This is a genomic window from Streptomyces sp. NBC_01465, assembly GCF_036227325.1.
Lineage (GTDB): Bacteria > Actinomycetota > Actinomycetes > Streptomycetales > Streptomycetaceae > Streptomyces.
The window spans coordinates 1,574,341-1,599,671 of sequence record NZ_CP109467.1; the positions used below are offsets into that span (position 1 = coordinate 1,574,341).

Sequence of the window (25,331 nt, forward strand, 5' to 3'; positions counted from 1 at the left end):
CGGCAGTCGCAGGGTGCGGAGAAGCGGAGCAGCGCATGGAACGGGCGGCATGGAGTCGCAGGGTCTTCCTCGGGGCGGTCGCCGCCGCAGGTGCCGCGGGATGCAGTACGGAAGGGACGGGCGGCGCCGGCCAGAGCGCTTCGGGGCATCCGGTCTCGCCCGCCGCGAAGGCGTCGGGCCTGGAGAACGACCGGAGCGGTGACGCGGACTGGCGGCTCAAGGGGCGCGGCGGGCAGCGCGAGATCGAGGGGTACGCGGACCGGGTGAGCGTGGCCCGGGGCGAGCCGTTCCGGCTGCATGTGCACACGACCGCGAAGACGTTCCGGGCCGAGGCGTTCCGGATGGGCTGGTACGGGGGTGCGCTGGCCCGCAAGGTCTGGGAGTCGCCGTCGGTCAAGGGCCGACAGCAGCCTCCCGCCTCCGTCCACCCGGCGACGTACACCGTCACCACCAAGTGGGACGCGGACGCCGAGGTGCCCACGAAGGACTGGCCGGAGGGTTCGTATCTGATCCGGCTGACCGCGGCGAGCGGCGGCCAGCGCTATGTGCCGATCACCGTGCGGTCCGCCTCCACGCACGGGCGCGTCGTCCTGGTGAACGCCGTCGCGACCTGGCAGGCGTACAACACCTGGGGCGGCCACAGCCTCTACAACGGCCCCGACGGGAAAGGCGACGACGCGCACCGCTCGCGCGCGGTCAGCTGCGACCGGCCCTACCACCGGGACGGGGACGGCCTGTTCCTCACGTACGAGCAGCCCGTCGTCGCGCTCGCCGAGCGGATCGGGCTCTCGCCCGCGTACGTCACCAACATGGACATCGAGCGCGACCCGGAGATCCTCAAGGGCGCGACCGCGGTGATCAGCCTGGGACACGACGAGTACTGGACGCAGCCCATGCGCGACCGGATCACGGCGGCCCGCGACCGGGGCACCAACCTCGCCTTCCTCGGCGCCAACGCCTGCTTCCGGCGCACCCGCCTGGAGCCGACCGCGCTCGGAGCGCACCGCCTGGTCGTCTGCTACAAGAACGACTGGCCGCAGGACCCGGGCCGTCCCGAGGGCGGCTACCCGACCACCAATTTCCGCGAGCCGCCGCACGCCCAGCCGGAGAACTCGCTCACGGGGACGCTGTACGAGTCGAATCCGACGACCGCCGACTATGTCGTCACCTCACCGGGCCACTGGCTCTTCGCGGGGACGGGGGTGCGGCAGGGCGAGAAGTTCCCGGGTCTGGTCGGCACGGAGTACGACCGGGCCAACGGATCGGAGTCCACGCCCCGCCCCATCGAGGTGATCTCGCACTCGCCGCTGACCTGCCGAGGGATCAACTCCTTCGCCAACTCGGCCTATTACACGGCCAAGAGCGGCGCGGGCGTCTTCAACACGGGGACGATGCGCTGGGTCGGGTCGATCAACGGGGACGGCGGGCACGGCATCAACGCCCGTACGGCGAAGTTCACTTCGAAGGTCACGGAGAATCTGCTGCACGCCTTCGCGGCGGGCCCGGCGGCGCACACGCACCCGGCCCACGACAACCTGGACCACTTCCATCCGTACGCGGGCGACCCCACCTGGTCCCGCGAGAACCTCTGGTGATCTTCTCTACGCGGGCCAGCGCCCCGTGATCCGCCGCACCCCCTCGGCCCCGCCCCGGTCGACGGCCGCCTTCACCACGGCGAAGATCGCCCCGTGGAGGGCGGCCGCGGTCAGCACCTCGCGCCAGGCGCGCTCGTCGTCGAGGGGGTCGGGCGCCTCGCGTCCGTCCCCGACGACCTTCCAGGCCCGCCCGAAGAGCGCACCGGCGATCATGCCGCCGCCGATCCCGAGGACCATGCCCACGGGGCGGTAGCACAGGCTCATCTTCCGCTTCTTACTTGCCATGTTCTCCTCCGGTCAGCCGCGCCAACTGCCCCTGGAACCAGTCGAGCCGGGCCTGCAGCAGCGCCACCTCCGCGACGAGTTCGGCGGTGGTGACCGCGGACTCCACCTCCGCCTCGGGCGAGGCGATCACCCGCAGTCCCTCGCCGCCGAGGCGTGCGAAGTCGGCGAGCGAGAGCGGCGTACGACTCCCTGCGCATGCCCCGCACACCGGCTCCAATGCCTGCCAGCCGGGCCGCCCCCACCCTGCGTCGGCGAAGCCGGTCGCGGTGCGCCGGCAGGCGCAGGGGCCGACGGTCGCGGTACGGACGCGCTGGCGGGCGTAGCGCATTCCCAGCTCGTAGCGGACGTACGCCCCGAGCACCGCCACGTCGAGGAGGACCGCCTTGCGGTACTCGGCGGCGCAGAGCAGCGCCTGCGCCTCGCACCGCTCGTGCAGACAGTGGAAGCCGCAGTCGCAGAGGCGCGAGGGCGAGCGGTGACGGCGGCCGTAGGCGCAGCGCGCGTTGTCCAGTACGCCGTACGGCAGACCCGAACCGATCGAGATGCCGAGGAACCCCGCCCGGCTGCCGTCCTGCGACAGCACCGGGTGGGCGATCTTGTAGCCGGTGGGCGGCTCCGTCGGACGTTCCTCGGGGAGCCGCAGCCTCATCGCGCGGCCGTCACCTCGACGGGCTCGGACTCGGGGACGGTGACGTCCTCCAACTCCGGGAACCCGTCTGCCACTTCGGCCTCCGTCGGCCGCTCCTCCGCAATCCCCTTGGCGAGTGCCTTGCCGAGCCTCATGGCGACCTCCGCATGCTGCGCTGTGGACGTACGACACCGATGGCGCCATGGTGACGCACCCGGGCCGCCCCGCCAAGAGCGCCTCCCGGCCCGACTGTTCAGCGTTGCTCATGCTTCACCCCAAGCAAATCTAAGTGGACCTTCACACTCCGACCGTCGGACACTGCATCCATGACCACACCCCGCCCCTTCGGCCGCGCACTCTGCGCCATGATCACGCCCTTCACCGCAACGGGTGACCTGGACCTGCCGGCCGCGCAGAAGCTGGCCGCCCGCCTGATGTCCGAGGGCTGCGACGGCCTGGTCCTGAACGGCACGACGGGCGAGTCCCCGACGACGAGCGACGCCGAGAAGACGGCGCTGGTGCGGGCGGTGCGCGAGGCGGTGGGCGCGACGGCGCACGTCGTGGCCGGGGTGGGCAGCTCGGACACGCGCCACACGGTGGAGCTGGCGCAGGCGGCCGAAGAGGCGGGCGCGGACGGCCTGTTGGTGGTCACCCCGTACTACAGCCGCCCGCCCCAGCCCGCGCTGGAGGCCCACTTCCGCAGGGTCGCGGACGCGACCGGCGTCCCGCTGATGCTGTACGACATCCCGGGCCGCACGGGCACGCGCATCGAGCCGGAGACGATGCTGCGCCTCGCGGACCACCCGCGGATCGCGGCGGTCAAGGACTGCGCGTACGACCTCCTCGGATCCACGAAGGTCATCTCCCGTACGGAGCTCGCCTATTACTCGGGCTGCGAGGAAATGAACCTGCCCCTGTACGCGGTGGGCGGCGCGGGCTGTGTGAGTACGGTCGCGAACGCGGCCCCGCGGCAGGTGCGCGCCGTGCTCGACGCGTACGACAAGGGCGACACGGCGGAGGCCACCCGCCTCAACCAACTCCTGTTCCCCCTCACGGAGTTGATGATGGCGAGCGGCCTGCCCGGCACGGTCACGGCCAAGGCGCTCGTCGACGCGGGCCCGGTCCGCGAACCGCTGCAGCCCGCCGGGCGCGAGGCGTCCGACGGGCTGCGGGCGGCGTACGAGGAACTGCTCAGGGCCTGACTCCCTTCGCCCCGACCATCCCCGTCCTCAGTACGGCAGTGGAACCTTCCGGGACGGTCATCCACGCACCACCGGTCTTCTTCATCGGCTCGAAGCCGCTGTAGTGGTACGTCACCGGGTCGAGCAGGAGGAGGTCGTACATCCCGGACAACTGATTCGTCCGCACACTGGGAAGGCAGATGCCGATCGCATCCCGCCCCGCCGCGTCCTTGGTCTGGACGGCCCGCAGTCCGGGAATCGTGGCCATCGCCCGGTAGACCCTGGCCAGCCCGCGGGAGTCGACCGGATAGGAGGAAGCCAGCAGCCAGAGCGCCCGGAAGTCGTGCTCGGCACGGGGTTCACCGGGGTAGGGGTAGAAGGCGCGTGCGGCCGCCTTCGCCTGCGCCGGGTCGGCAGGCAGCCGCCCGAGGAACTCATACCGCTCCCGGGGCGAGTGGTCGTCGCCCGACCTGCCGTTCTCGAAGGCCGGATCCGCGAACCGCGTCCACTCCTCCGTCACCTGCGGCCCGCCGTGCTCCTCGCCGGGCCCCTCCTGCTGGGGGCGCACCTCGAGCAGCTTCTGGTACGTCCACGGCCGGGCCAGGAGTCCCCCCGGTTCCCCGGACACCGTGTCCGCGGCGTTCAGCAGAACGCTCCGGGCGCTCCCCAACTCCATAACGTACGACGGCGGTTGGGTGGACACGGACGCCGTATGACCACCGCCGCTCACCACCTGCGTCCCGATCAGCAGGGCCGCGACCACGGCGGCGCACACCGCGGCCGCCACCCGGGCGGGCCTGCGCCTGCGTACGCGCAGCACACGGTCGGCGAGGTCGGCAGGGGGCTCGGCACGCTCCTGCTCCAGGTCGTACAGGGTGTCCCGCACCAGATTCTCGATGTTGTTCACGGGCGTACCTCCACAGGCTTCCAGTCACGCGCGACGGACGGGGCGAGCTCCGGCGCGACGGCCCGCAGCCGGGCCAGCGAGCGGTGGGTGGTGCTGCGTACGGTGCCGACGGAACACCCGAGCAGCCGGGCCACGTCCGCCTCGGGCAGATCCTCGAAGTACCGCAGCACCAGCACCGCGCGCTGGCGCGGCGTCAGCCGTGCGAGCGCGCGCCGCATGACGATGCGCAGGTCGACGGCGGCTTCGGCGCCGTCCCCGTGCGCCCGCTCGGGCGGCTCCGCGACCGTCAGCTCCCTTCGGGGCCAGCGCAGTCGCCACCGGCCGACCTGCAGCCGGTAGAGGATCTGCCGTACGTACGCCTCCGGCTCCTCGATCCGCTCCCAGCGCCCCGCGGCCTTCACCAGCGCGGTCTGCAGGAGGTCCTCGGCGGCGTGCCGGTCGCCGCCGCTGAGCAGGACGGCGGTCTTCAGCAGCGCACCGGACCGCGCCGCCACGAACTCGCGGAAACTCTCCTGGCCTTCGGCATTCATCGTCACCTTCACTCATCGGGCGGTTCTCGCTGCCCCTTGTGACGTGCGCGGCCGCCCCCCGCTATGCCTGTGCCCCAGAAAATACGCGAACGGCCCGCGCAGCGATGCAGCTGCGCGGGCCGTTCGGCGGTTGACCGTGAGGTCAGTTGTGGCTGTGGAGCACCTCGTTGAGGCCGCCCCAGACCGCGTTGTTCGGGCGGGCCTCGACCTTGCCGGTCACCGAGTTGCGGCGGAAGAGGATGTTCGATGCGCCGTTGAGCTCGCGGGCCTTGACGATCTGGCCGTCGGGCAGCGTGACGCGCGTACCGGCGGTGACGTACAGACCGGCCTCGACGACGCACTCGTCGCCGAGCGCGATCCCGACACCCGCCTCCGCGCCGACGAGGCAGCGCTCGCCGATGACGATCCGGACGTTGCCGCCGCCCGAGAGCGTGCCCATGGTGGAGGCGCCGCCGCCGATGTCTGAGCCGTTGCCGACGACGACCCCGGCGGAGATGCGGCCCTCGACCATGGAGGTGCCGAGCGTGCCGGCGTTGAAGTTGACGAAGCCCTCGTGCATGACGGTGGTGCCCTCGGCGAGGTGCGCGCCGAGGCGGACGCGGTCGGCGTCGGCGATGCGGACGCCCTTGGGGGCGACGTAGTCCGTCATCCGCGGGAACTTGTCGATGGACGTCACCTGGAGGTGGAGGCCCTCGGCGCGCGCGTTGAGCCGTACGGTCTCGACGTCGTCGACGGCGACCGGGCCGAGCGAGGTCCAGGCGACGTTGGCGAGGAAGCCGAACTGGCCGTCCAGGTTCACGCCGTGCGGCTTGACCAGGCGGTGGGAGAGCAGGTGCAGACGCAGGTACACGTCGTGCGCGTCCAGGGGCTTGTCGTCGACCGAGGCGATGACCGTACGGACGGCGACGACCTCGACACCACGACGGGCGTCGGCACCGATCGCCTTTGCGGCGCCCGCACCCAGCAGCTCGACGGCCTGCTCGGCGCTCAGCCGCTCGGTGCCGGCCGGTCCGGGCTCTGCGGTGAGCTCGGGCGCGGGGTACCAGGTGTCGAGGACAGTGCCGTCGGAGGTGAGGGTGGCGAGGCCGGCGGCGACGGCGCCGGTGGAGCGGGAGGGAACCTGAGAAATCGATTCGGTCATGCCCGAACGCTAACCGGAGGCGGGCTGCCGAGGCGAACCGGTCTCGACGGCCGGTCGCGCCGGTACGGCCCTCCGGCCCGCCGACCGTCCCGCGACGACCAGGACCGCGCCCGCCGCCCCGGCGATCACGGCGCTCAGCGGCCACAGCGCACCGGGCGCGGCCGAGTACAGCGCGCCGCCGAGCGGCGGGGCGAGGACGACACCGCTGACCGAGACTCCCGCGTACAGGGACTGGAAGCGGCCCTGGGCGTGGTCGGGCGCCTGGTCGGCGACGTACGCGGTGGCCGGGGTCTTGTAGAGGATCTCGCCCGCGGTGAGCAGCACCATCATGGCGACGGCCACCGCCACGGTCGCCCCCAGGATCAGTGCGGCGTAGCCGAGGCCGACCAGCATCAGGCCGGAGCCGACGACGGCGAGCGGGGCGCGTTTGCGCAGGGCGACGGTGGCCGGGAGTTCCAGGCAGAGGATCAGTCCGCCGTTGATCGCGATCACCCAGCCGTAGACGGCGGTGGAGACGCCGTGGTCGCCGAGGAAGACGGGCACGGTGGAGAAGAGCTGCCGGTAGACGATGTCCGCGCAGAAGATGGTGACGAGGAGGAGCAGGACGGTGGGCCGCGCCTTCAACTCCCGCCAGACGCCCGGTGCTTGGGGGTCGTGTGCGGCGCGGGTCCGGTGGGCCCCTTGCGCGGGCAGCACGCGGGAGGCGTACGCGGCGAAGAGCAGACTGCCGATGCCGTCGAGGACGAAGAGCCAGGTGTACGAGAGCGAGGCGGCGACCAGCGCCCCGAGCGGCGCCCCGACGGTGAACCCCGCGTTGCTCGCGAGCCGCATCACCGCGAAGCCCTGGCGGCGGCTCCCCTCGGGGACGGAGACCGCGACGAGCGCGGAGTTGGCGGCGCGGACCACGCCCGAGGCGTACTGACAGAGCGGGAGGACGGCGAAGAGCGCGGGGGTCGGCAGGGCGGGCAGCGCGATGAGGCCGGCCCCGCTGCATGCGGAGGCGGCGAGGAGGACGCGGCGGTGGCCCCACCGGTCGCCGTACCAGCCCCCGGTGAAGTTGCCCGCGATCATCCCGATGCCGCCGATGCCGCTGAGCACGCCCGCGCGGGCGACCGGCAGGCCGCGCTCCCCGGTCAGATAGACGAAGAGGTAGATGAAGGTGAAGGCGACGGCTGCGTTGAAGAAGAGACCGAAGGCCAGCAGCCGGACGGTTCTCGGTATCTCCCGCACGGTCTTCAGCACTACCCACCCCCGGTCGAGTAAGTTCCTTTAGGGAACGGACTATGGCAGCATATGTTTCGCAGGTCAACGGCTGCGTACCGAAGGAGCCCGCCATGCCGCAACGCACCAGCCTCAACGACGCCGACTGCGCGATCGCCCAGGCCCTGGACGTCGTCGGCGACTGGTGGACGCTGCTGATCGTGCGCGACACGGCGCGCGGGGTGCACCGCTTCGACGCGCTCCAGCGGGAGCTGGGCATGTCGCGCAAGGTGCTCACCGAGCGGCTGAAGCTCCTGGTCGACGCGGGCGTGCTCCTCCGCGAGCCGTACCAGGAGCGCCCGCCGCGCCACGAGTACCGGCTCACTCCGCGCGGCCGCGCCCTGCTGCCTGTACTGATCGCACTCCAGGACTGGGGAGACGCCTGGGTGCTGGGAGAGGGAGAGACGATGGCGACGACGACGGAGGCCTCGCAGGAGGCCGCACGGGTGCACGCACTGATCGGCACACGCGTACCGGAGATCCAACTCCTCGACTACGACGGCGAGTTGCGCGACCCGGTGTCGCAGGACACCGCACACACGGTGCTGTACTGCTTCCCCAGCGCGTACGCCCGCCGCGACGCCTACCCGCCCGGCTGGGCCGGGATCCCGGGCGCCTCGGGGTGCACGCTCGAATCGTGCACGTACCGCGACCAGCTCGCGGAGTTCACGGCGGCGGGCGCGAGCGTCCACGGCGTCTCCACCCAACGCCCGGACGAGCAGCGGGCGTTCGCCGACAAGGAGCAGCTGCGCTTCCCGCTCCTGTCGGACGCGGACCTCACGCTGGCCGCGGCGCTGCGCCTGCCGACGTTCCGGGCGTCCGGGGTGAGCCGGCTCAAGCGCCTCACGCTGGTGGTGGACCGCGACCGTACGATCCGCGAGGCGATCTACCCGATCACCGACATCGAGGCGAGCGTCCAGGCCGCCCTCGCCGCCGTCAGGCGATGACGCGGGCGAGCATCTCGCGGGTCTCGTCGGCGTCGAACTCCCGCCCGGTGAGCAGGAGTTGGATGAGCAGCCCGTCGATGAGCGCAACGAGCGCACGGGCGGTGGCGGGTGAGTCGACGTACGCGCCGATCACCTCGACGAGCCCGTCCAGCCACTCCGCCGCGACCGGCCGCAGGGCCTCGCGGCGCAGGCCCGCGAGGTAGAGCTCGTACTCCAGGAGCATCCGGCTGCGGTCGCCCCCGACGAGGCGGCCGAGCAGCCGGGTGATCCGGTCGGCGAGCGGCCCGTCGTCCTCGCCGAGGATCCGCTCCCAGCCCTCGACGGCGGTCTGCGGCTCGCCGTTGACCTGCCGCAGAGCAGCCACCATCAGCTCGTCGAGGGTCTTGAAGTGGTACGTCGTCGAGCCGAGCGGCACATCGGCCTCGGCGGCGGCGGAGCGATGACTCAGCCCGGCGATCCCCTTCTCGCCCACGACGCGGATCGCGGCGTCGATGATGCGCTGACGGCGGTCGGGGTCGAAGCGGCGGGCCATCAGTGGGAGCCGCCGAGATTGAGCAGGACCACCCCGCCGATGACGAGCGCGATGCCCGCGAGCTTGGCGGCGCTCGCCGACTCCCCCATGAAGACCATGCCGATGGCGGCGATGGCGGCGGTGCCGATTCCGGCCCAGATCGCGTAGGCGGTGCCCACGGACATGGACTTGAGGACCTGGGCGAGGAGCGCGAAGGCGAGGACGTAGCCCCCGACGGTGATCAGCGAGGGCCACAGCTTGCTGAAGCCCTCGCTGTACTTCATGGCGGTGGTCCCGCCGACCTCTGCCGCGATGGCCGCGGCCAGCAGTACGTATGGCATGTGTACTACCGTACACAACGCCGTCCGCAACATCGTCGCTCAGACCGCCGCACCCGCCTTCTCCGCCTCGCCCGCACCGGCGTGCATCGTCTCCTCGGGCCGCGCCTTCTTCGGCAGCAGCACGGTGAGCGCAAGGAAGACCAGCAGCAGGGCCGACTGCACGAGCAGCGCCCGGTGGAAGCCGCCCGTGAAGTCGCCGGTCTTGGCGCGGGCGAAGAAGACGGAGCCGAAGACGGCCACTCCGACCGAGCCGCCGATGGACTGCACCGCGGAGAGCACCCCGGAGGCGGAGCCGATCTCGTTGTCGTCGACGGCGGCCAGGATGAAGCTGAAGAGCGCCGCGATCACCATGCCCGCGCCGATTCCGGCCACGGTCACACCGGGGGCGATGTCCCAGATCGTGAACGACGTGCCGAGGTGGTCGAGTTCGTACCAGAGCAGCCAGGCGCCCACGAGCTGGACGAGCGGCCCGACCTGCAGCACCGCCCGGCCGATCCGCTCGGCCAGGAACGCCCCGCTGACCGCACCGCCGATCGCGGTGCCGACGGCCAGCGGCAGATTGCCAAGACCCGCCTCACCTGCGGTGAAGTGCTGGCCGATCTGCAGGAAGAGGGTGAGGACGAGCTGGCTGCCGACCAGACCGCCGAAGAAGAGGGCGATGCCGCCGAGCCCGACGGTGAAGGCGGGCTTGCGCAGCAGCGCGGGCGTCACCAGGGGCTCGCGGCCGCGCGCCGCGGTGCGCCGCTGCTGTACGGCGAAGGCCGCGAAGCCGGCGCACGAGGCGGCCATGCAGAGCCAGGTCCACAGCGGCCAGCCCGCCTCCTGCCCCTGGTTGAGGGGCAGGACCAGCAGTCCGCAGGAGACGGCGACGAGGGCGGCGCCCATGGTGTCGACGACGACGGTGCGGTCGCCCGGCCTCTTCGGTACGAAGATCCACGCGAGGACCAGCGCGGCCACTCCGATGGGCAGGTTGACCAGGAAGACCAGCCGCCAGCCGAGCCCGAAGAAGTCGCCCGAGATCAGACCGCCGCCCAGGACGGGGCCCACGATTCCGCCGAGGCCGAGCACGGGCCCGAAGATGCCGAAGACCTTGGTGAGTTCGGGTCCGGAGAAGTTCTCGCGCAGCAGACCGAGTCCCTGCGGCAGGAGCATCGCACCGGCGGTGCCCTGCAGCAGCCGGAAGACGATCAGCCACTCGATGTTCGGCGCGAGCGCGCAGAGGAGGGAGGTCGCGGTGAAGGAGAACAGCCCGGCGAGGAACATCCGGCGCCGCCCGTAACGGTCGCCGAGCCGGCCGCCCAGGATCAGGCCTGCGCCCAGCGTGAGGGCGTACCCGCCGATCACCCACTGCAGGCCGACGGAGCTCGCGCCGAGGGACTCCTCCAGGGCCGGGCCCGCCACATTGACGATCGACGCGTCCAGCAGATCCATGATCTCCGCGACGAGCATCACCACAAGGATCAGCCATCGCCACCGGTAGGGGGCCTCGGTGGTCTGTTCGCTGCTCACTTTACCTCAGATCATTGATTACCAATATTCTTAGCAATATCGAGAGTATCGTGAGCCGCATGGATGTCCAAGAGCCCGCAGTGGAAGCGGCCACGATCCGCGACCGGCTGCGTCAACTGACGCTCAGGCAGCAGCGGTTCGAGCGGTATCTGGGCCGGCGGCTGGGGGTCGACCCCGCAGGGCTCGCGGTGATGGACCACCTGGTCAACGTCGGACCGGCGACACCCAGCGAGCTCGCCCGCCATCTCTCCGCGTCGACCGCGGCCATGACCCTGGTGATCGACCGGCTCGCGGCGGGCGGCCATGTGAGCAGGGAGCCGCACCCCACCGACCGCAGGAAGGTGGTCGTCACTCCCGCCGGGCACTGGGAGGAGGAGGCGTACCAGTACGTGGAACCCCTGATCAAGGGGGTCGCCGAAGCCACCGCGGCGATGACCCCCGAGGAGCGGGCCGCGGTGGCGGGCTTTCTGGAGCGGATGGCCGTCGCCTACGACGGGGCGACACCACCCTGACCGGCGGCTATGCCCCGTGCACGTAGGGCGTGGTCGTGCTGAGCCGGGTGAAGCCAAGGCGCTGCAGGATCGGGCGGCTGTCGTCGGAGGCGTCGACCTGCAGATAGCGGTAGCCGCGCTCGGCGGCGATCCCGGCCCGGTGCGCGACCAGCGCCTTGTAGATCCCCTTGCCCCGCCACTCCGGGGCCGTCCCGCCGCCCCACAGGCTCGCGAAGTCCGTCCCCTCCTGGAACTCGATCCGCGCCGCGCACACCGGTCGGTCACCCGCCATGGCCACCACCACGACGATCCCCTCCGGGTCGGTCTCCAGCTGGGTCAGCACCTGGTGCCGGAGCTTCGCGCTGTCGGAGTCGAAGGCCTGGTCGTGGGCCTCGCCCATGAGCCGTACGCCCTCCGCGTCCGTGACGGTCAACAGCCGTACGCCGTCCGGCAGTCGGACCTCCGTCGGCTGCTCCACCACCTCCGCCACCATCAGCGCCTCCTCGGGCTCCGGCACGAACCCGGCCGCCGCGAGCCGCGCCCCCAGGTCATGGGGGGTGTCGTGCGAGTAGAGCTTCCACTCGAACTCCAGGCCGAGCGCCCCGAAGTGCTTCACCTGGGCCGCGATGACCGCGTCCGCGCCGTCCTCGGTCAGCTCCGACCAGAGGACGCCGTTCCAGTCGCCGTCCCCACCCGTCTGCCGTACGACACCGTCCGTGTACTCCACCCGTACACCGGGGCCGTCGCCCGCAGTCTCCCTGCGCATCTGCCGGTCGAAGACCGCACGTACCTCATCACTGTTCATCCGGCCACTCCAGCACCCGCCTCCACCTGCGGCAACCAGTTATCGGCAGGCCCCGTACCATGCGGAAACACGACATTCGCAACCTGGAGGTACCCCCGGTGGACCGCTCCCCGATCATCCTGGACAGCGACCCGGGTCTCGACGACGCCGTCGCTCTGCAGTACCTCCTGGGCACGGGACTGTGGGACCTCAAGGCCTTCACCGCGGTCGCCGGCAACGTCCCTCTGGACCACACGTACCGCAACGCCCGCGCCCTGGCCCGCGCCCTGCGCATCGACGGCGACGTCCCCGTGCACCGCGGCGTCGGCCGCACCTTCAGCCGCATCAGCCCCGACTCCGGCGGCTTCCACGGCGAGAACGGCCTCGGCGACGAGATCATCCCCGACTCCACGGCGCCCCACCAGACCGAGTCCGCGGTCCAGGCGATCCTGCGCCTCTCCAAGCAGTACGAGGGCGAGCTCACCCTCGTCGCCACGGGCCCGCTGACGAACGTCGCCGCGGCCCTCATCGAGGACCCCGCCCTCGCCCACCGCCTCAAGAAGCTGGTCTTCATGGGTGGTGCCGTACGCACCGGAAACATCACGCCCGTCGCCGAGTTCAACGTCTGGGCCGACCCCGAGGCCACCGACATCGTGGTCAGCTCGGGAGCCCCGTACACGATGGTCGGCCTCGACGCGACGCACGCCTGGCGCTTCACCCAGGGCGACCTGGACACCCTCGTCGAGGCGGGCCCCGGCATGGAGCTCACCGCCAACCTGATGCGCCACTACCTCAAGTCGTACGACACGAACGCGGGCGAGCCCGACTGCCCCCTGCACGACCCCCTCGCGGTGGGCGTGGCCGCCGACGAATCGTTCGTCACGGCGGCCGAGGGCACGGTCGTGGTGGAGTGCGGCAGCGAACTGACCCGGGGCCAGACGGTCTTCCTCCCGGCCGGCGAGGCCCGCACCTACGCGTACAGCGACACCATCAAGGACCGCGCCCGCCACACGGGTCGCGTCGCGCTCGGCAAGGGTCCGCGCAACTTCAGCGCCCACTTCACCGAGACGCTGCTGCGCTGGCCTTCGGCGATCGGCTAGTCGGCATCCGGCGCGGCGTGGCACGCTGCTGAGGTGACCAGCAGACCCACCGAGGAACAGCGCCGGAGCGACCTCGCCCGGCTGCGCCGCATCCGCGACCGGATCGACCGGGAGTACGCGCAGCCGCTGGACGTCGAGGCGCTCGCCCGCGGAGAGCACATGTCCGCGGGCCACCTCAGCCGCGCGTTCAAGACCGCCTACGGCGAATCCCCGTACGGCTATCTCATGACGCGCCGCATCGAGCGCGCGATGGCCCTGCTGCGCCGCGGCGACCTCAGCGTCACGGAGGTCTGCTTCACGGTGGGCTGCTCCTCGCTCGGCACCTTCAGCACCCGCTTCACCGAACTGGTCGGCGTGCCGCCCAGCGCCTACAAGCGCGATCCGGACCGCACACCCGCGGGGATGCCGTCGTGCGTGGCCAAGCAAGTCACGCGACCGATCAGGAATCAAGAAGCGCGGCCGCCGACCCCGAATTAGCGTGGATGGCGTCCGGTCCCGCCGGGGACCGGCACGATCCACGGATTCAGGAGCGATCATGAGCGACTCGGCCACCCAGGGCATCAAGACCGTGCTGCACCCCGTCTCCGACCTGGCGGCGGCGAAGGCGGTCTACTCCGCGCTGCTCGGCACGGAGCCGACGGTCGACTCGGAGTACTACGTCGGCTTCGACGCCGCGGGCCAGCACATCGGCCTGGTGCCCAGCGGCCCGCAGGGGCCGACGCAGTCCGTGGCGTACTGGCACGTCCCGGACATCGAGGCAAAGCTCGCCGAAGTGACCGCCGCGGGTGCCACCATCAAGGAGCCCACGCGCGACGTCGGCAACGGCCGCCTGGTGGCCACCGTCACCGACCCCGACGGCAACCTCCTCGGGCTCCTCCAGGACAGCTGAGCCCGCCGACCGCCCCCGCCCCAGCACAGGGAGAACACGATCAGCATGGCCACGAGGAAGAGCACGCGGGCAGCCGAGCCGCACGCCGCCGACAGTCACGACCTGATCCGCGTGCTCGGCGCACGCGTGAACAACCTCAAGGACGTCAGCATCGAGATCCCGAAGCGGCGGCTGACCGTGTTCACGGGGGTCTCGGGCTCGGGCAAGAGCTCCCTCGTCTTCGGCACGATCGCGGCCGAGTCGCAGCGGCTGATCAACGAGACGTACAGCACCTTCGTGCAGGGCTTCATGCCGACCCTGGCGCGCCCCGAGGTCGACGTACTCGACGGGCTGACCACGGTGATCACCGTGGACCAGCAGCGCCTGGGCGCCGACCCCCGCTCCACGGTCGGCACCGCCACCGACGCCAACGCGATGCTGCGGATCCTCTTCAGCCGGCTCGGCAAACCGCACATCGGCTCGCCCAAGGCGTTCTCCTTCAACGTCGCCTCGATCAGCGGCGCGGGCGCGGTCACCATGAAGCGCGGCGGCGAGACCGTGAAGGAGCGGCGCAGCTTCAGCATCACGGGCGGCATGTGCCCGCGCTGCGAGGGCCGCGGCTCGGTCAGCGACATCGATCTGACCGCGCTGTACGACGACAGCAAGTCGCTGAACGAGGGCGCGCTCACGATCCCCGGCTACACCATGGACGGCTGGTACGGGCGGATCTTCGGCGGCTGCGGCTTCTTCGACCCGGACAAGCCGATCCGCAAGTTCACCAAGCGGGAGCTGAACGACCTCCTCCACAAGGAGCCGACCAAGATCAAGGTCGACGGCATCAACCTCACGTACGAGGGCCTGATCCCGAAGATCCAGAAGTCGATGCTGTCCAAGGACGTCGACTCGCTGCAGCCCCACATCCGGGCGTTCGTGGAGCGCGCGGTCACCTTCACCACCTGCCCCGACTGCGAGGGCACCCGGCTCAACGAGGGCGCCAGGTCCTCGAAGATCAAACGGATCAGCATCGCCGACGCGTGCGCGATGGAGATCAGGGACCTCGCCGAGTGGGTGCGCGGCCTCAAGGAGCCGTCGGTCGCGCCGCTCCTGGAGACGCTTCAGCAGACCCTCGAGTCGTTCGTGGAGATCGGCCTCGGCTATCTCTCGCTCGACCGGCCCTCCGGCACCCTGTCGGGCGGCGAGGCGCAGCGCGTCAAGATGATCCGCCACCTCGGCTCCTCGCTCACCGACGTCACGTACGTCTTCGACGAGCCGACGACGGGGCTGCACCCGCACGACATCCAGCGGATGAACGACCTGCTGCTGCGGCTGCGCGACAAGGGCAACACCGTGCTCGTCGTGGAGCACAAGCCGGAGACGATCCAGATCGCCGACCATGTCGTCGACCTGGGTCCCGGCGCGGGTTCGGGCGGCGGCACCGTCTGCTTCGAGGGCACGGTCGACGGGCTGCGGGCGACGAAGACCGTGACCGGCCGGCACTTCGACGACCGGGCGGCGGTGAAGGACGAGGTCCGGGAGCCCACGGGCGCGCTGGAGATCCGCGGCGCCTCGGCGAACAACCTGAAGAAGGTCGACGTCGACATCCCGCTCGGGGTGCTGGCCGTCGTGACGGGTGTCGCCGGGTCCGGGAAGAGCTCGCTCGTCCACGGCTCGCTGCCCGCCGGGGAGAACGTGGTCTCCGTCGACCAGGGCGCGATCCGCGGTTCGCGGCGCAGCAACCCGGCGACGTACACGGGTCTGCTGGAGCCGATCCGCAAGGCGTTCGCCAAGGCCAACGGTGTGAAGCCCGCGCTGTTCAGCGCCAACTCCGAGGGCGCCTGCCCCACTTGCAAGGGGAACGGCGTCGTCTACACCGACCTGGCGATCATGGCGGGCGTCGCCACGACCTGCGAGGAGTGCGACGGGAAGCGTTTCCAGGCATCCGTACTGGAATACCTTCTGGGCGGCCGCGACATCAGCGAGGTGCTCACGATGTCGGTGAGCGAGGCCGAGGAGTTCTTCGGCGCGGGTGAGGCGCGCACCCCGGCCGCACACAAGATCCTGGAGCGGCTCGCGGACGTCGGGCTCGGCTATCTCACGCTCGGCCAGCCGCTCCCCACCCTGTCGGGCGGCGAACGGCAGCGGCTGAAGCTGGCCACGCACATGGGCGAGAAGGGCGGCATCTACGTCCTCGACGAGCCGACCGCCGGTCTCCATCTCGCCGATGTGGAGCAGCTGTTGGGGCTGCTCGACCGGCTCGTCGACTCCGGCAAGTCGGTCATCGTCGTCGAGCACCACCAGGCGGTCATGGCGCACGCCGACTGGATCATCGACCTCGGCCCCGGCGCGGGCCACGACGGCGGCAAGATCGTCTTCGAGGGCACCCCCGCCGATCTCGTCGCCGGCCGCTCGACGCTCACGGGCGAGCATCTCGCTGCGTACGTGGGCTAACCGGCCTTCGGGGCGAACTTCACCGCGAGCCAGTTGCTGAAGGCCTCGACGCGCGGCCGGCTGCGAGTGTTCTGGAAGGTCCGGATCAGCCACTCGCCGCCGGCCCCGCGCACCATCAGATAGGTCTGTACGGAGAGAGCCCGCTTCCCGGGCCTCTCGCCCTTGCCCTTGATCACGCCGCCGTGCGAGTGCACCAGCGCGGTGTCGGGGCCGAGCAGGACGACGTCGTCGATCTCGGCCCAGAGCCGGGACCCCTTGAGCACTCCCTCGAAGAGCCCTCGATGCCCTTCGGCGACACCGTCGCGCCCCACCATCCGCCCACCGAAGAAGGTGACGTAGTCCGCGTCCTCGGTGAAGGTGCGGGCGTACGCGTCCGTGTCGCCCCACGCCGCGCGGTGCTCCTCGAAGGCGGCGCACACGTCGCGGACCGACTCACTGACGATGTTCCCGGTGACTGTCATGGCTTCCCCTTGCTCGCTTCGGCTAAGATTACTTGCACACATGCAATATATGCACGCGTGCATGCATTGGGCAAGAGGCATCCCAGGAGAGGCGAACATCCATGGCCGACCAGGACCGCACGGAGCTGCTGCGCACCCACACCGCCACCTACCGCGCCTATCTCACCGCCGTCGTCCTGCACGGCCAGTCGGCGGCCGACACCCTCGGCCAGAGCTCCACCGACCTGTACGCCCTCAACATCCTCGAACTCGCGGGCCCGTTGACGACCGGCGCCCTCGCCGAGCGCACCGGCCTCACCCAGAGCGCCACCACCCGCCTCGTCGACCGCCTGGAACGCAGCGGCTGGGCCCGCCGCGGCCCCGACCCCGCCGACCGCCGCCGCGTCCTGGTCGAGGCCGTCCCGCTGACCCGCGCCCAGGACGAAGCGGCCTTCGGCGAGACCCGCCGCCGTATGGCCGAGGTCTTCGACTCCTTCACCGAGACCGAACTCCAGACCCTCTTCCGCTACTTCGCACAGGCCACCACCGCCCTGACCGGCTACGGTGTCCCGTCCAAGACATGACACGACACAGCACGGGCAACGGGAGCAGGCAGTGGCACAGAACTCTGGGTGGGGCGGCGCATACGGAGGCCCGCCCGGTTACGGCGGCGCTCCGGGCTGGGGCGGCTGGCAGCCACCGCCGCAGGCACCCAAGCCGGGAGTGATACCGCTGCGGCCGCTGGCCGTCGGCGACATGCTCAACGGGACGATGACGACGATCGGGCGCTACTGGAAGCCCCTGATCGGCATAGCCGTGACCCTCTACGGAGGGGCCGCCATCCTGGTCGGGGCGTTCATCGGCATCCTCTACGCCACGTTCTCCGACACCGTCGACACCGTCTTCCACACGACCGACGACGACCTCGGCTGGTCCGACGTGCGCTCGCTGGTGTTCGGCTTCATCGCCCTGTGGGTGGTCGCCATGCTGCTGGTCGTCTTCTGTACGGCGATGATGTACGCGACCTGCGCGGTCGTCCTCCAGCAGGCCGTCCTCGGCAGGCCCGCCACCTACAAGTCCGTCTGGTGGAGCGCCCTTTCGCGCGTGCCCGCCGTGCTCGGAGCCGTCCTGCTGTCGGGGCTCGCGACCGTCGTGCCGATCCTCCTGATCGCGGCCGTATTCACCGCCCTGATCGTGGCGGTGGTGAACAACGACAGCTCACCCGCACTGTTCGCGCTGATCCCCCTGCTGGTCCTGACGGTGATCCCGCTCGCGGCCTGGCTCTGGGTGAAGTTCAGCCTGGCCCCCTCCGCCGTGGTCTTCGAGGGCCGGCGCCCCGTGGCCGCCCTGCGCCGCTCCTCGGAGCTGGTGAAGGGCTCCTGGTGGCGCATCTTCGGGATCTCGCTCCTCGCCTTCGCGATGGCCGCGGCGGCGGGCTACCTCATCCAGCTGCCCTTCAGCCTGCTGGGCAGCTTCCCCACGGCGACACTCGGCGACGACCCGGGCACCGCCCAGATCGTCGCCGTCTTCTCCGGCTACCTCGCCGCCGTACTGGTCGGCCAGCTGGTCAGCCAGATCATCACGGTCACGGTCCCCCAGCTGATGACCGGCATGCTCTACGTCGACCAGCGCTTCCGCAAGGAGGACCTGGCCCCCGTACTCGCCCGGGCGGCGACGGAGGCGTAGGGACGCGGAAGGGCCGGCCGGGTGCGTACACCCGGCCGGCCCTTGCGAAGGCGGTACCGATCAGACGTTGAAGCCGAGCGCGCGCAGCTGCTCGCGGCCGTCATCGGTGATCTTGTCCGGGCCCCACGGCGGCATCCAGACCCAGTTGATCTTCAGCTCGTTGACGATGCCCTCGGTCGCCGACTTCGCCTGGTCCTCGATGACATCGGTCAGCGGGCAGGCCGCGGACGTCAGGGTCATGTCGAGGGTGGCGATGTTGGCGTCGTCGATGTGGATGCCGTAGATCAGGCCGAGGTTGACGACGTCGATGCCCAGCTCGGGGTCGACCACGTCGTACAGCGCCTCGCGGACCTCTTCTTCGGAGGCCGGCTTGGTCGTCAGAGTCTCGTTCTCGCTCATGCTGTCTTCCTTTCGGACTCGCCCAGCGCCTGAGCGGTCGCGTCCTTCCACGCCATCCAGCTGAGCAGCGCGCACTTCACACGGGCGGGGTACTTGGAGACTCCGGCGAACGCGACCGCGTCCTCCAGGATCTCCTCCATCGCGTCGTCGGGCTCCAGCTTGCCCTTGGACTGCATCAGCTCCAGGAACGCGTCCTGGATCTTCTGCGCGTCCTCGAGCTCCTTGCCGACCAGCAGGTCGTTGAGGACGGAGGCGCTGGCCTGGCTGATGGAGCAGCCCTGGCCCTCGTAACTGATGTCGGCGATGGTGTCGCCCTCGTACCGCACGCGCAGCGTGATCTCGTCGCCGCACGTCGGGTTGACGTGGTGCACCTCGGCGTCGCCGTCCCGGAGACCGCGCCCGTGCGGGTGCTTGTAGTGGTCCAGGATGACTTCCTGGTACATCGAATCCAGCTTCACGATCCCCAGTCCTTAACCGAAGAAGTTCCGTACGTGCTCCAGACCGTCCACCAGGGCGTCGACCTCGGCGGGCGTGGAGTACAGATAGAACGACGCTCGCGTGGTCGCAGGAATTCCGTACCGCAGGCAGACGGGGCGGGCGCAGTGGTGGCCGACCCGGACCGCGATGCCCTGCTCGTCGAGGACCTGGCCCACGTCGTGCGGGTGGATGTCGCCGAGCGTGAAGGAGATCGCGGCGCCGCGCATCTCGGCCGTCGGGGGGCCGATGAAGCGCAGGTCCGGGATCTCGCCGAGGCGCTTCATCGCGTACTCGGTGATCGCGTGCTCATGCGCGGCGATCTTGTCCATGCCGATCGCGGAGAGGTAGTCCACGGCCGCGCCGAGGCCGACGGCCTGGGCGATCGGGGGCGTACCCGCCTCGAACTTGTGCGGCGCGGGAGCGTACGTCGAGGAGTGCATCGAGACGGTTTCGATCATCTCGCCGCCGCCGAGGAACGGCGGCAGGTCCTCGAGGAGCTCCTGGCGGCCCCAGAGGACGCCGATGCCCGTCGGACCGACCATCTTGTGGCCGGTGAAGGCCACGAAGTCGGCCTGCAGCGCCTGCACGTCGAGCACCATGTGCGGGGCGGCCTGCGAGGCGTCGATGCAGACGAGCGCGCCGACCTGCTGGGCACGGCGGATGATCGTCTCGACCGGGTTGATCGTGCCCATCAGGTTGGAGACCAGCGTGAAGGAGACGATCTTCGTCTTCTCCGTGATGATCTCTTCGATGTTGGACAGGTCGAGACGGCCGTCGTCGGTGAGGCCGAACCACTTCAGCTTCGCGCCCGTGCGCTGCGAGAGCAGCTGCCACGGCACGATGTTGGAGTGGTGCTCCATCTCCGTGATGACGATCTCGGTCTCGCGGTCCACGCGGTAGGGCTCATCGGCCCAACCGAGCATGTTGGCCACGAGGTTGAGCGACTCCGAGGCGTTCTTGGTGAAGATCACCTCGTCGCGGCTGGGCGCGTTGATGAAGGCGGCGACCTTGTCGCGGGCGCCCTCGTACAGTGCCGTGGCCTCCTCGGCAAGCACGTGCACGCCGCGGTGGACGTTGGCGTTGTGCTGCTCGTAATAGTCGGTCAGCGCGTCGAGAACCTGGCGCGGCTTCTGCGAAGTGGCCGCGTTGTCCAGGTAAACGATCTTCTTCCCGTCGTGGACCACTCGGTCCAGCAAGGGGAAGTCCTTGCGGATCGCCTCGACGTTGTAATCGGGCACAGTGAGGAGGCCCGGCAGTGTCGTCACGCTGAAGCGCCACCCTTCGTCGTGTAGGCCTCGTAGCCCTCGTTCTCGAGCTTGTCGGCGAGCTCGGGGCCGCCGGACTCGACGATCTTGCCCGCCGAGAAGACGTGCACGAAGTCGGGCTTGATGTAGCGCAGGATGCGCGTGTAGTGCGTGATGAGGAGCGTGCCGACCTCGCCGGTGTCGCGGACGCGGTTGACGCCCTCGGAGACCTGGCGCAGGGCGTCGACGTCGAGGCCGGAGTCGGTCTCGTCGAGGATCGCGATCTTCGGCTTGAGGAGCTCCATCTGGAGGATCTCGTGGCGCTTCTTCTCGCCGCCGGAGAAGCCCTCGTTGACGTTGCGCTCGGCGAAGGCCGGGTCCATCTGGAGGGTCTCCATGGCGGACTTGACCTCCTTCACCCAGGTGCGGAGCTTGGGGGCCTCGCCGCGGATCGCCGTCGCCGACGTACGCAGGAAGTTGGAGACCGAGACGCCGGGGACCTCGACCGGGTACTGCATGGCGAGGAACATGCCGGCGCGGGCGCGCTCGTCGACGGTCATCTCGAGGACGTCCTCGCCGTCGAGGGTGACGGTGCCGGACGTGATCGTGTACTTGGGGTGACCCGCGATGGAGTACGCCAGGGTCGACTTGCCGGAGCCGTTGGGGCCCATGATGGCGTGGGTCTCGCCCTGCTTCACGGTCAGGTCGACGCCCTTGAGGATCTCCTTCGTACCGTTCTCGGTTTCGACGGAGACGTGCAGGTCGCGGATTTCAAGCGTTGCCATGGGTGACTCAGGACTCCTGGGATACGGAGACGAGCACATCGTCCCCTTCGATCTTTACGGGGTATACGGGGACGGGGCGCGTCGCGGGAAGGCCGGACGGCTTGCCGGTGCGGAGGTCGAACGACGAGCCGTGCAGCCAGCACTCGATCGAACAGTCCTCGACCTCGCCCTCGGAGAGCGAGACGTTCGCGTGCGAGCAGATGTCGTTGATCGCGAACACCTCCCCCTCCGTGCGGACCAGCGACACCGGCGTGCCGTCGAGTTCCACCCGCTTCGGGGTGTCCTCCTCCAGCTCGCTGAGCGCGGCCACCTTGACGAAAGCCATCAGACCGAGGCCTCCAGCTCCGCGTCGATCTTGGCGAGGAGGCGCTCCTCGACGTCCGGCAGACCGATCTGCTGGACGAGCTCGGCGAAGAAGCCGCGGACGACGAGGCGGCGGGCCTCGGCCTCCGGGATACCGCGCGACTGGAGGTAGAAGAGCTGGCTGTCGTCGAAGCGGCCGGTCGCCGAGGCGTGGCCCGCACCCGCGATCTCGCCGGTCTCGATCTCCAGGTTCGGTACGGAGTCGACGCGCGCGCCGTCGGTGAGGACGAGGTTGCGGTTGAGCTCGTACGAATCGGTGCCCTCGGCGGCGGCCTGGATCAGCACGTCGCCGATCCACACCGCGTGCGCGTCCTGGCCCTGCAGCGCGCCCTTGTAGGCCACGTTGGACTTGCAGTGGGGCACGTTGTGGTCGACCAGGAGGCGGTGCTCCTGGTGCTGGCCCTGGTCGGTGAAGTACAGACCGAAGAGCTCGGCGTCGCCGCCGGGGCCCGCGTAGCTGATGCGCGGGTGGAGGCGTACGACGTCGCCGCCGAAGGTGACCACGACGGACTTGAAGGTGGCGTCGCGGCCGACCAGCGCGTTGTGCTGGGCGACGTGGACGGCCTTGTCGTCCCAGTCCTGGACGGAGACGACGGTGAGCTTCGCGCCGTCGCCGAGCAGGTAGTCGACGTTGGCGGCGAGCACCGCGTCGCCGGTGTGGTCGATGACCACGACGGCCTCGGCGAAGGCGCCGAGCTCGATGACCTGGTGGCCGTAGGCCACGCCGCCGATGCCGTGCACGGCGATACGGATCGGCTCGGTGAGGACGGCCTCCTTGGGCACCGAGACGACCGAGGCCTTCTCGAAGGAGGTGAACGCCTGGGCGGCGACCCGGTCCACCGGGGTGCCGGCCTTGCCGACGCGCGCGTCGTCGCGGCCGACCGTCTCGACGGTGACACCGTCGGGGGCGGTGACCTCGACCCGTACGCCGCCACCGGTCGCGGCGGCGGTGCCGTCGTGCAGACCGCGGAGGCGCTCGAGCGGGGTGAACCGCCACTCCTCCTCGCGGCCGTGCGGGACCGGGAAGTCGGCCACGTCGAAGGACGGCGGCGCGCTCATACGGGTGGCGCTGGTGGACTCGGCGGCCACCGCGATGGACCCGGCAGTGGTGGAACCCGCCGGAATGTTCTGAGCCTCAGCCATGGCTGTCGTAGTGCTCACTTTCTGGGTCAAAGTAAAACGGTCGCTGCTGGGGTACGGGGCCTTAGCCGACCGAACCCTCCATCTGCAGCTCGATCAGCCGGTTGAGCTCCAGGGCGTACTCCATGGGCAGCTCCTTGGCGATCGGCTCGACGAAGCCGCGGACGATCATCGCCATGGCCTCGAACTCCGTCATGCCGCGGCTCATCAGGTAGAAGAGCTGGTCGTCGGAGACCTTGGAGACGGTCGCCTCGTGGCCCATGGACACGTCGTCCTCGCGCACGTCCACGTACGGGTACGTGTCGGAGCGGGAGATCGTGTCGACGAGCAGCGCGTCGCAGAGCACGTTGGACTTGGAGCCGGGCGCACCCTCGCCGATCTCGATGAGACCGCGGTAGGAGGTGCGGCCGCCGCCTCGCGCCACCGACTTGGAGACGATGTTGGAGGAGGTGTTCGGTGCCATGTGGACCATCTTGGCGCCGGCGTCCTGGTGCTGGCCCTCGCCCGCGAAGGCGATGGAGAGCGTCTCGCCCTTGGCGTGCTCGCCCATGAGGTAGACGGCGGGGTACTTCATCGTCACCTTGGAGCCGATGTTGCCGTCGACCCACTCCATGGTCGCGCCCTCGTAGGCCACGGCGCGCTTGGTGACCAGGTTGTAGACGTTGTTCGACCAGTTCTGGATCGTCGTGTAGCGGCAGCGGCCGCCCTTCTTCACGATGATCTCGACGACCGCGGAGTGCAGCGAGTCGGAGGAGTAGATCGGGGCGGTGCAGCCCTCGACGTAGTGGACGTAGGCGTCCTCGTCGACGATGATCAGCGTCCGCTCGAACTGGCCCATGTTCTCCGTGTTGATACGGAAGTAGGCCTGCAGCGGGATGTCGACCTTCACGCCCTTGGGCACGTAGATGAACGAACCGCCCGACCACACGGCCGAGTTGAGCGACGCGAACTTGTTGTCGCCGACCGGGATGACGGTGCCGAAGTACTCCTGGAAGAGCTCCGGGTGCTCCTTCAGCGCCGTGTCGGTGTCGAGGAAGATGACGCCCTGCTCCTCCAGGTCCTCACGGATCTGGTGGTAGACGACCTCGGACTCGTACTGGGCCGCGACACCGGCGACGAGGCGCTGCTTCTCCGCCTCGGGGATGCCGAGCTTGTCGTACGTGTTCTTGATGTCCTCGGGCAGGTCCTCCCAGGACTCCGCCTGCTTCTCCGTGGAACGCACGAAGTACTTGATGTTGTCGAAGTCGATGCCGGAGAGGTCGGAACCCCAGGACGGCATGGGCTTCTTGCCGAAGAGCTTCAGGCCCTTGAGGCGGAGCTTCAGCATCCACTCGGGCTCGTTCTTCTTCGACGAGATGTCGCGCACGACGTCCTCGTTGAGGCCGCGCTTGGCCGTGGCGCCTGCCGCGTCGGAGTCGGCCCAGCCGAATTCGTACGTGCCCAGACCCTCGAGTTCGGGGTGGGCAGTCTCCGTGGGGAGAGTCATGCGGGGTTCCTCCCGGCCGTGCTGGCGGATGCTGAAACTTCGGTCTGTGAAACGATCTTGGGAATGAACGTCGTGCACACTCCGTCGCCGTGGGCGATGGTGGCCAGACGCTGCACATGAGTCCCGAGCAGGCGGGAGAAGACCTCGGTCTCCGCCTCGCACAGCTGCGGGAACTGCTCGGCGACATGGGCGACCGGGCAGTGGTGCTGGCAGAGCTGTTCGCCGACCGGTGCGCTGCGCGCCGTAGCAGCGTACCCGTCTGCGGTCAATGCCTTGGCAAGGGCCTCTGCGCGGCTCTCGGGCGCCGCGGCGTCGATCGCCGCCCGGTACGTCTCGGCCTGCGTGGCGAAACGGGCGCGGGCGAAGTCCATGACGGCCTCGTCGCTGCCGGCCTGCTCCGCGATCCAGCGCAGGGCGTCGGCCGCGAGCTTGTCGTAGCTCTGGTCGAAGGCGTCCCGGCCGCAGTCGGTGAGCGCGAAGACCTTGGCCGGGCGGCCACGGGTCCGCGCCCCGTACACACGCTGCTCGCGGGCGGCGATCACGTCGTCCGCGACCAGGGCGTCGAGGTGGCGGCGGACGGCCGCCTGGGTCAGCCCGAGTCGGGTGGCGAGGTCGGCCACGGTGGACGGGCCGTGGTCCAGGATGGAGCGCGCGACGCGGTTGCGGGTGGACCGCTCACCGGTCGCGAGTTCCTCCTGCCCCGCTTCCCGGGGTGCCTCGCCAACGTTTTTCACAACACCATTGTTGCGTAATTCTCCAGACCCTGGCAACCCTCGTCCGGATCA

The 25,331-nt window shown here is 70.1% G+C and carries 30 protein-coding genes; 10 read left to right on the plus strand and 20 right to left on the minus strand.

The window, feature by feature from the left end; translation table 11 throughout:
• Positions 1-35 precede the first annotated feature (35 nt).
• Complete coding sequence (locus OG707_RS07195; protein ID WP_329115560.1) at positions 36-1,595, plus strand: N,N-dimethylformamidase beta subunit family domain-containing protein; 1,560 nt, start codon at positions 36-38, stop codon at positions 1,593-1,595.
• 6 nt (positions 1,596-1,601) lie between these two features.
• Here the strand turns inward: OG707_RS07195 and OG707_RS07200 are convergent, their stop codons facing one another.
• The 3 genes from OG707_RS07200 to OG707_RS07210 are packed head-to-tail and all read right to left on the minus strand — an operon-like array spanning position 1,602 to position 2,663.
• Complete coding sequence (locus OG707_RS07200) at positions 1,602-1,880, minus strand: DUF4235 domain-containing protein (RefSeq protein WP_329115562.1); 279 nt, start codon at positions 1,878-1,880, stop codon at positions 1,602-1,604.
• Positions 1,870-2,529, minus strand: coding sequence for a hypothetical protein (locus tag OG707_RS07205; RefSeq protein WP_329115564.1), 660 nt, complete (start codon positions 2,527-2,529; stop codon positions 1,870-1,872). The genes OG707_RS07200 and OG707_RS07205 overlap by 11 nt, the downstream gene beginning before the upstream one ends.
• Positions 2,526-2,663, minus strand: a complete 138-nt coding sequence (locus tag OG707_RS07210; RefSeq protein WP_329115565.1) for a hypothetical protein — start codon at positions 2,661-2,663, stop codon at positions 2,526-2,528. Before OG707_RS07210 ends, OG707_RS07205 begins: the two co-directional genes overlap by 4 nt.
• A 171-nt stretch (positions 2,664-2,834) precedes the next feature.
• Here OG707_RS07210 and dapA point away from each other — a divergent pair, with 171 nt between their 5' ends.
• Positions 2,835-3,710, plus strand: a complete 876-nt coding sequence (dapA, locus tag OG707_RS07215) for a 4-hydroxy-tetrahydrodipicolinate synthase (protein WP_329115568.1) — start codon at positions 2,835-2,837, stop codon at positions 3,708-3,710.
• Here the strand turns inward: dapA and OG707_RS07220 are convergent.
• The 4 genes from OG707_RS07220 to OG707_RS07235 form a co-directional block, all read right to left on the minus strand.
• A complete protein-coding gene (locus tag OG707_RS07220; protein WP_329115571.1) occupies positions 3,700-4,596 on the minus strand; it encodes a hypothetical protein in 897 nt (298 codons plus the stop codon). The two genes, dapA and OG707_RS07220, sit on opposite strands and share 11 nt — an antisense overlap.
• On the minus strand, positions 4,593-5,126 hold the full coding sequence (locus tag OG707_RS07225; RefSeq protein WP_329127646.1) for a SigE family RNA polymerase sigma factor: 534 nt from the start codon (positions 5,124-5,126) through the stop codon (positions 4,593-4,595). Before OG707_RS07225 ends, OG707_RS07220 begins: the two co-directional genes overlap by 4 nt.
• A 142-nt stretch (positions 5,127-5,268) precedes the next feature.
• Positions 5,269-6,267 (minus strand): 2,3,4,5-tetrahydropyridine-2,6-dicarboxylate N-succinyltransferase, encoded by a 999-nt coding sequence (gene dapD / locus OG707_RS07230; protein ID WP_329115573.1) that lies wholly within the window; start codon positions 6,265-6,267, stop codon positions 5,269-5,271.
• Between the two features lie 9 nt (positions 6,268-6,276).
• Positions 6,277-7,506, minus strand: a complete 1,230-nt coding sequence (locus OG707_RS07235; RefSeq protein ID WP_329127647.1) for an MFS transporter — start codon at positions 7,504-7,506, stop codon at positions 6,277-6,279.
• 95 nt (positions 7,507-7,601) lie between these two features.
• Between OG707_RS07235 and OG707_RS07240 the strand changes: the two genes are divergently transcribed.
• On the plus strand, positions 7,602-8,474 hold the full coding sequence (locus OG707_RS07240; RefSeq protein ID WP_329115575.1) for a winged helix-turn-helix transcriptional regulator: 873 nt from the start codon (positions 7,602-7,604) through the stop codon (positions 8,472-8,474).
• On the opposite strand, the gene OG707_RS07245 is transcribed toward OG707_RS07240, so the two are convergent.
• Genes OG707_RS07245 through OG707_RS07255 form a run of 3 tightly spaced genes read right to left on the minus strand, consistent with a single transcriptional unit; the run spans position 8,464 to position 10,775 of the window.
• On the minus strand, positions 8,464-9,006 hold the full coding sequence (locus OG707_RS07245) for a TetR/AcrR family transcriptional regulator (protein WP_329115577.1): 543 nt from the start codon (positions 9,004-9,006) through the stop codon (positions 8,464-8,466). The genes OG707_RS07240 and OG707_RS07245 overlap by 11 nt on opposite strands.
• On the minus strand, positions 9,006-9,326 hold the full coding sequence (locus OG707_RS07250; protein WP_329115579.1) for a DMT family transporter: 321 nt from the start codon (positions 9,324-9,326) through the stop codon (positions 9,006-9,008). The genes OG707_RS07245 and OG707_RS07250 overlap by 1 nt, the downstream gene beginning before the upstream one ends.
• Positions 9,327-9,365: 39 nt before the next feature.
• Positions 9,366-10,775, minus strand: coding sequence for an MFS transporter (locus tag OG707_RS07255; RefSeq protein ID WP_329127648.1), 1,410 nt, complete (start codon positions 10,773-10,775; stop codon positions 9,366-9,368).
• A gap of 119 nt (positions 10,776-10,894) precedes the next feature.
• On the opposite strand from OG707_RS07255, the gene OG707_RS07260 reads away from it, so the two are divergent.
• The gene (locus OG707_RS07260; protein ID WP_329115581.1) at positions 10,895-11,347 is read left to right on the plus strand and encodes a MarR family winged helix-turn-helix transcriptional regulator; all 453 of its coding nucleotides are present in this window, start codon (positions 10,895-10,897) and stop codon (positions 11,345-11,347) included.
• A 7-nt stretch (positions 11,348-11,354) separates the two neighbouring features.
• Here the strand turns inward: OG707_RS07260 and OG707_RS07265 are convergent, their stop codons facing one another.
• Positions 11,355-12,131, minus strand: coding sequence for a GNAT family N-acetyltransferase (locus OG707_RS07265; protein WP_329115582.1), 777 nt, complete (start codon positions 12,129-12,131; stop codon positions 11,355-11,357).
• Positions 12,132-12,229: 98 nt separating this feature from the next.
• Here OG707_RS07265 and OG707_RS07270 point away from each other — a divergent pair, with 98 nt between their 5' ends.
• From OG707_RS07270 to OG707_RS07285, 4 genes are read left to right on the plus strand one after another with little or no spacing between them, the layout of a single operon-like run.
• The gene (locus OG707_RS07270; protein WP_329115583.1) at positions 12,230-13,210 is read left to right on the plus strand and encodes a nucleoside hydrolase; all 981 of its coding nucleotides are present in this window, start codon (positions 12,230-12,232) and stop codon (positions 13,208-13,210) included.
• Positions 13,211-13,243: 33 nt separating this feature from the next.
• The gene (locus OG707_RS07275; protein ID WP_329115585.1) at positions 13,244-13,687 is read left to right on the plus strand and encodes a helix-turn-helix transcriptional regulator; all 444 of its coding nucleotides are present in this window, start codon (positions 13,244-13,246) and stop codon (positions 13,685-13,687) included.
• A 58-nt stretch (positions 13,688-13,745) separates the two neighbouring features.
• The gene (locus tag OG707_RS07280) at positions 13,746-14,099 is read left to right on the plus strand and encodes a VOC family protein (protein WP_329115587.1); all 354 of its coding nucleotides are present in this window, start codon (positions 13,746-13,748) and stop codon (positions 14,097-14,099) included.
• A 45-nt stretch (positions 14,100-14,144) separates the two neighbouring features.
• Positions 14,145-16,526 carry an excinuclease ABC subunit UvrA gene (locus tag OG707_RS07285; protein ID WP_329115589.1) on the plus strand — a complete coding sequence of 794 codons (2,382 nt, stop codon included), beginning with the start codon at positions 14,145-14,147 and terminating at the stop codon, positions 16,524-16,526.
• Here OG707_RS07285 and OG707_RS07290 read toward each other — a convergent pair.
• Positions 16,523-16,987, minus strand: a complete 465-nt coding sequence (locus OG707_RS07290; RefSeq protein ID WP_329115591.1) for an SgcJ/EcaC family oxidoreductase — start codon at positions 16,985-16,987, stop codon at positions 16,523-16,525. The two genes, OG707_RS07285 and OG707_RS07290, sit on opposite strands and share 4 nt — an antisense overlap.
• Positions 16,988-17,088: 101 nt before the next feature.
• Between OG707_RS07290 and OG707_RS07295 the strand changes: the two genes are divergently transcribed.
• Positions 17,089-17,550, plus strand: coding sequence for a MarR family winged helix-turn-helix transcriptional regulator (locus OG707_RS07295; protein ID WP_329115592.1), 462 nt, complete (start codon positions 17,089-17,091; stop codon positions 17,548-17,550).
• A gap of 31 nt (positions 17,551-17,581) precedes the next feature.
• Positions 17,582-18,652: a hypothetical protein gene (locus tag OG707_RS07300; RefSeq protein ID WP_329115594.1), complete on the plus strand. Its 1,071-nt coding sequence runs from the start codon at positions 17,582-17,584 to the stop codon at positions 18,650-18,652.
• Positions 18,653-18,712: 60 nt separating this feature from the next.
• On the opposite strand, the gene OG707_RS07305 is transcribed toward OG707_RS07300, so the two are convergent.
• From OG707_RS07305 to OG707_RS07340, 8 genes are all read right to left on the minus strand, one after another.
• Positions 18,713-19,051 carry a metal-sulfur cluster assembly factor gene (locus OG707_RS07305; RefSeq protein ID WP_329115596.1) on the minus strand — a complete coding sequence of 113 codons (339 nt, stop codon included), beginning with the start codon at positions 19,049-19,051 and terminating at the stop codon, positions 18,713-18,715.
• The gene (sufU, locus tag OG707_RS07310) at positions 19,048-19,509 is read right to left on the minus strand and encodes a Fe-S cluster assembly sulfur transfer protein SufU (protein WP_329115598.1); all 462 of its coding nucleotides are present in this window, start codon (positions 19,507-19,509) and stop codon (positions 19,048-19,050) included. The genes OG707_RS07305 and sufU overlap by 4 nt, the downstream gene beginning before the upstream one ends.
• A 12-nt stretch (positions 19,510-19,521) precedes the next feature.
• Positions 19,522-20,793, minus strand: coding sequence for a cysteine desulfurase (locus OG707_RS07315; protein ID WP_329115600.1), 1,272 nt, complete (start codon positions 20,791-20,793; stop codon positions 19,522-19,524).
• A complete protein-coding gene (gene sufC, locus OG707_RS07320) occupies positions 20,790-21,557 on the minus strand; it encodes a Fe-S cluster assembly ATPase SufC (RefSeq protein ID WP_329115602.1) in 768 nt (255 codons plus the stop codon). Before sufC ends, OG707_RS07315 begins: the two co-directional genes overlap by 4 nt.
• A gap of 7 nt (positions 21,558-21,564) precedes the next feature.
• Positions 21,565-21,882: a non-heme iron oxygenase ferredoxin subunit gene (locus OG707_RS07325; RefSeq protein ID WP_329115603.1), complete on the minus strand. Its 318-nt coding sequence runs from the start codon at positions 21,880-21,882 to the stop codon at positions 21,565-21,567.
• A complete protein-coding gene (gene sufD, locus OG707_RS07330; RefSeq protein ID WP_329115606.1) occupies positions 21,882-23,063 on the minus strand; it encodes a Fe-S cluster assembly protein SufD in 1,182 nt (393 codons plus the stop codon). The genes OG707_RS07325 and sufD overlap by 1 nt, the downstream gene beginning before the upstream one ends.
• Positions 23,064-23,124: 61 nt before the next feature.
• Positions 23,125-24,546 carry a Fe-S cluster assembly protein SufB gene (sufB, locus tag OG707_RS07335; protein WP_329115608.1) on the minus strand — a complete coding sequence of 474 codons (1,422 nt, stop codon included), beginning with the start codon at positions 24,544-24,546 and terminating at the stop codon, positions 23,125-23,127.
• Positions 24,543-25,280, minus strand: coding sequence for a helix-turn-helix transcriptional regulator (locus OG707_RS07340; RefSeq protein WP_329115610.1), 738 nt, complete (start codon positions 25,278-25,280; stop codon positions 24,543-24,545). Before OG707_RS07340 ends, sufB begins: the two co-directional genes overlap by 4 nt.
• Between the last annotated feature and the right edge of the window lie 51 nt (positions 25,281-25,331).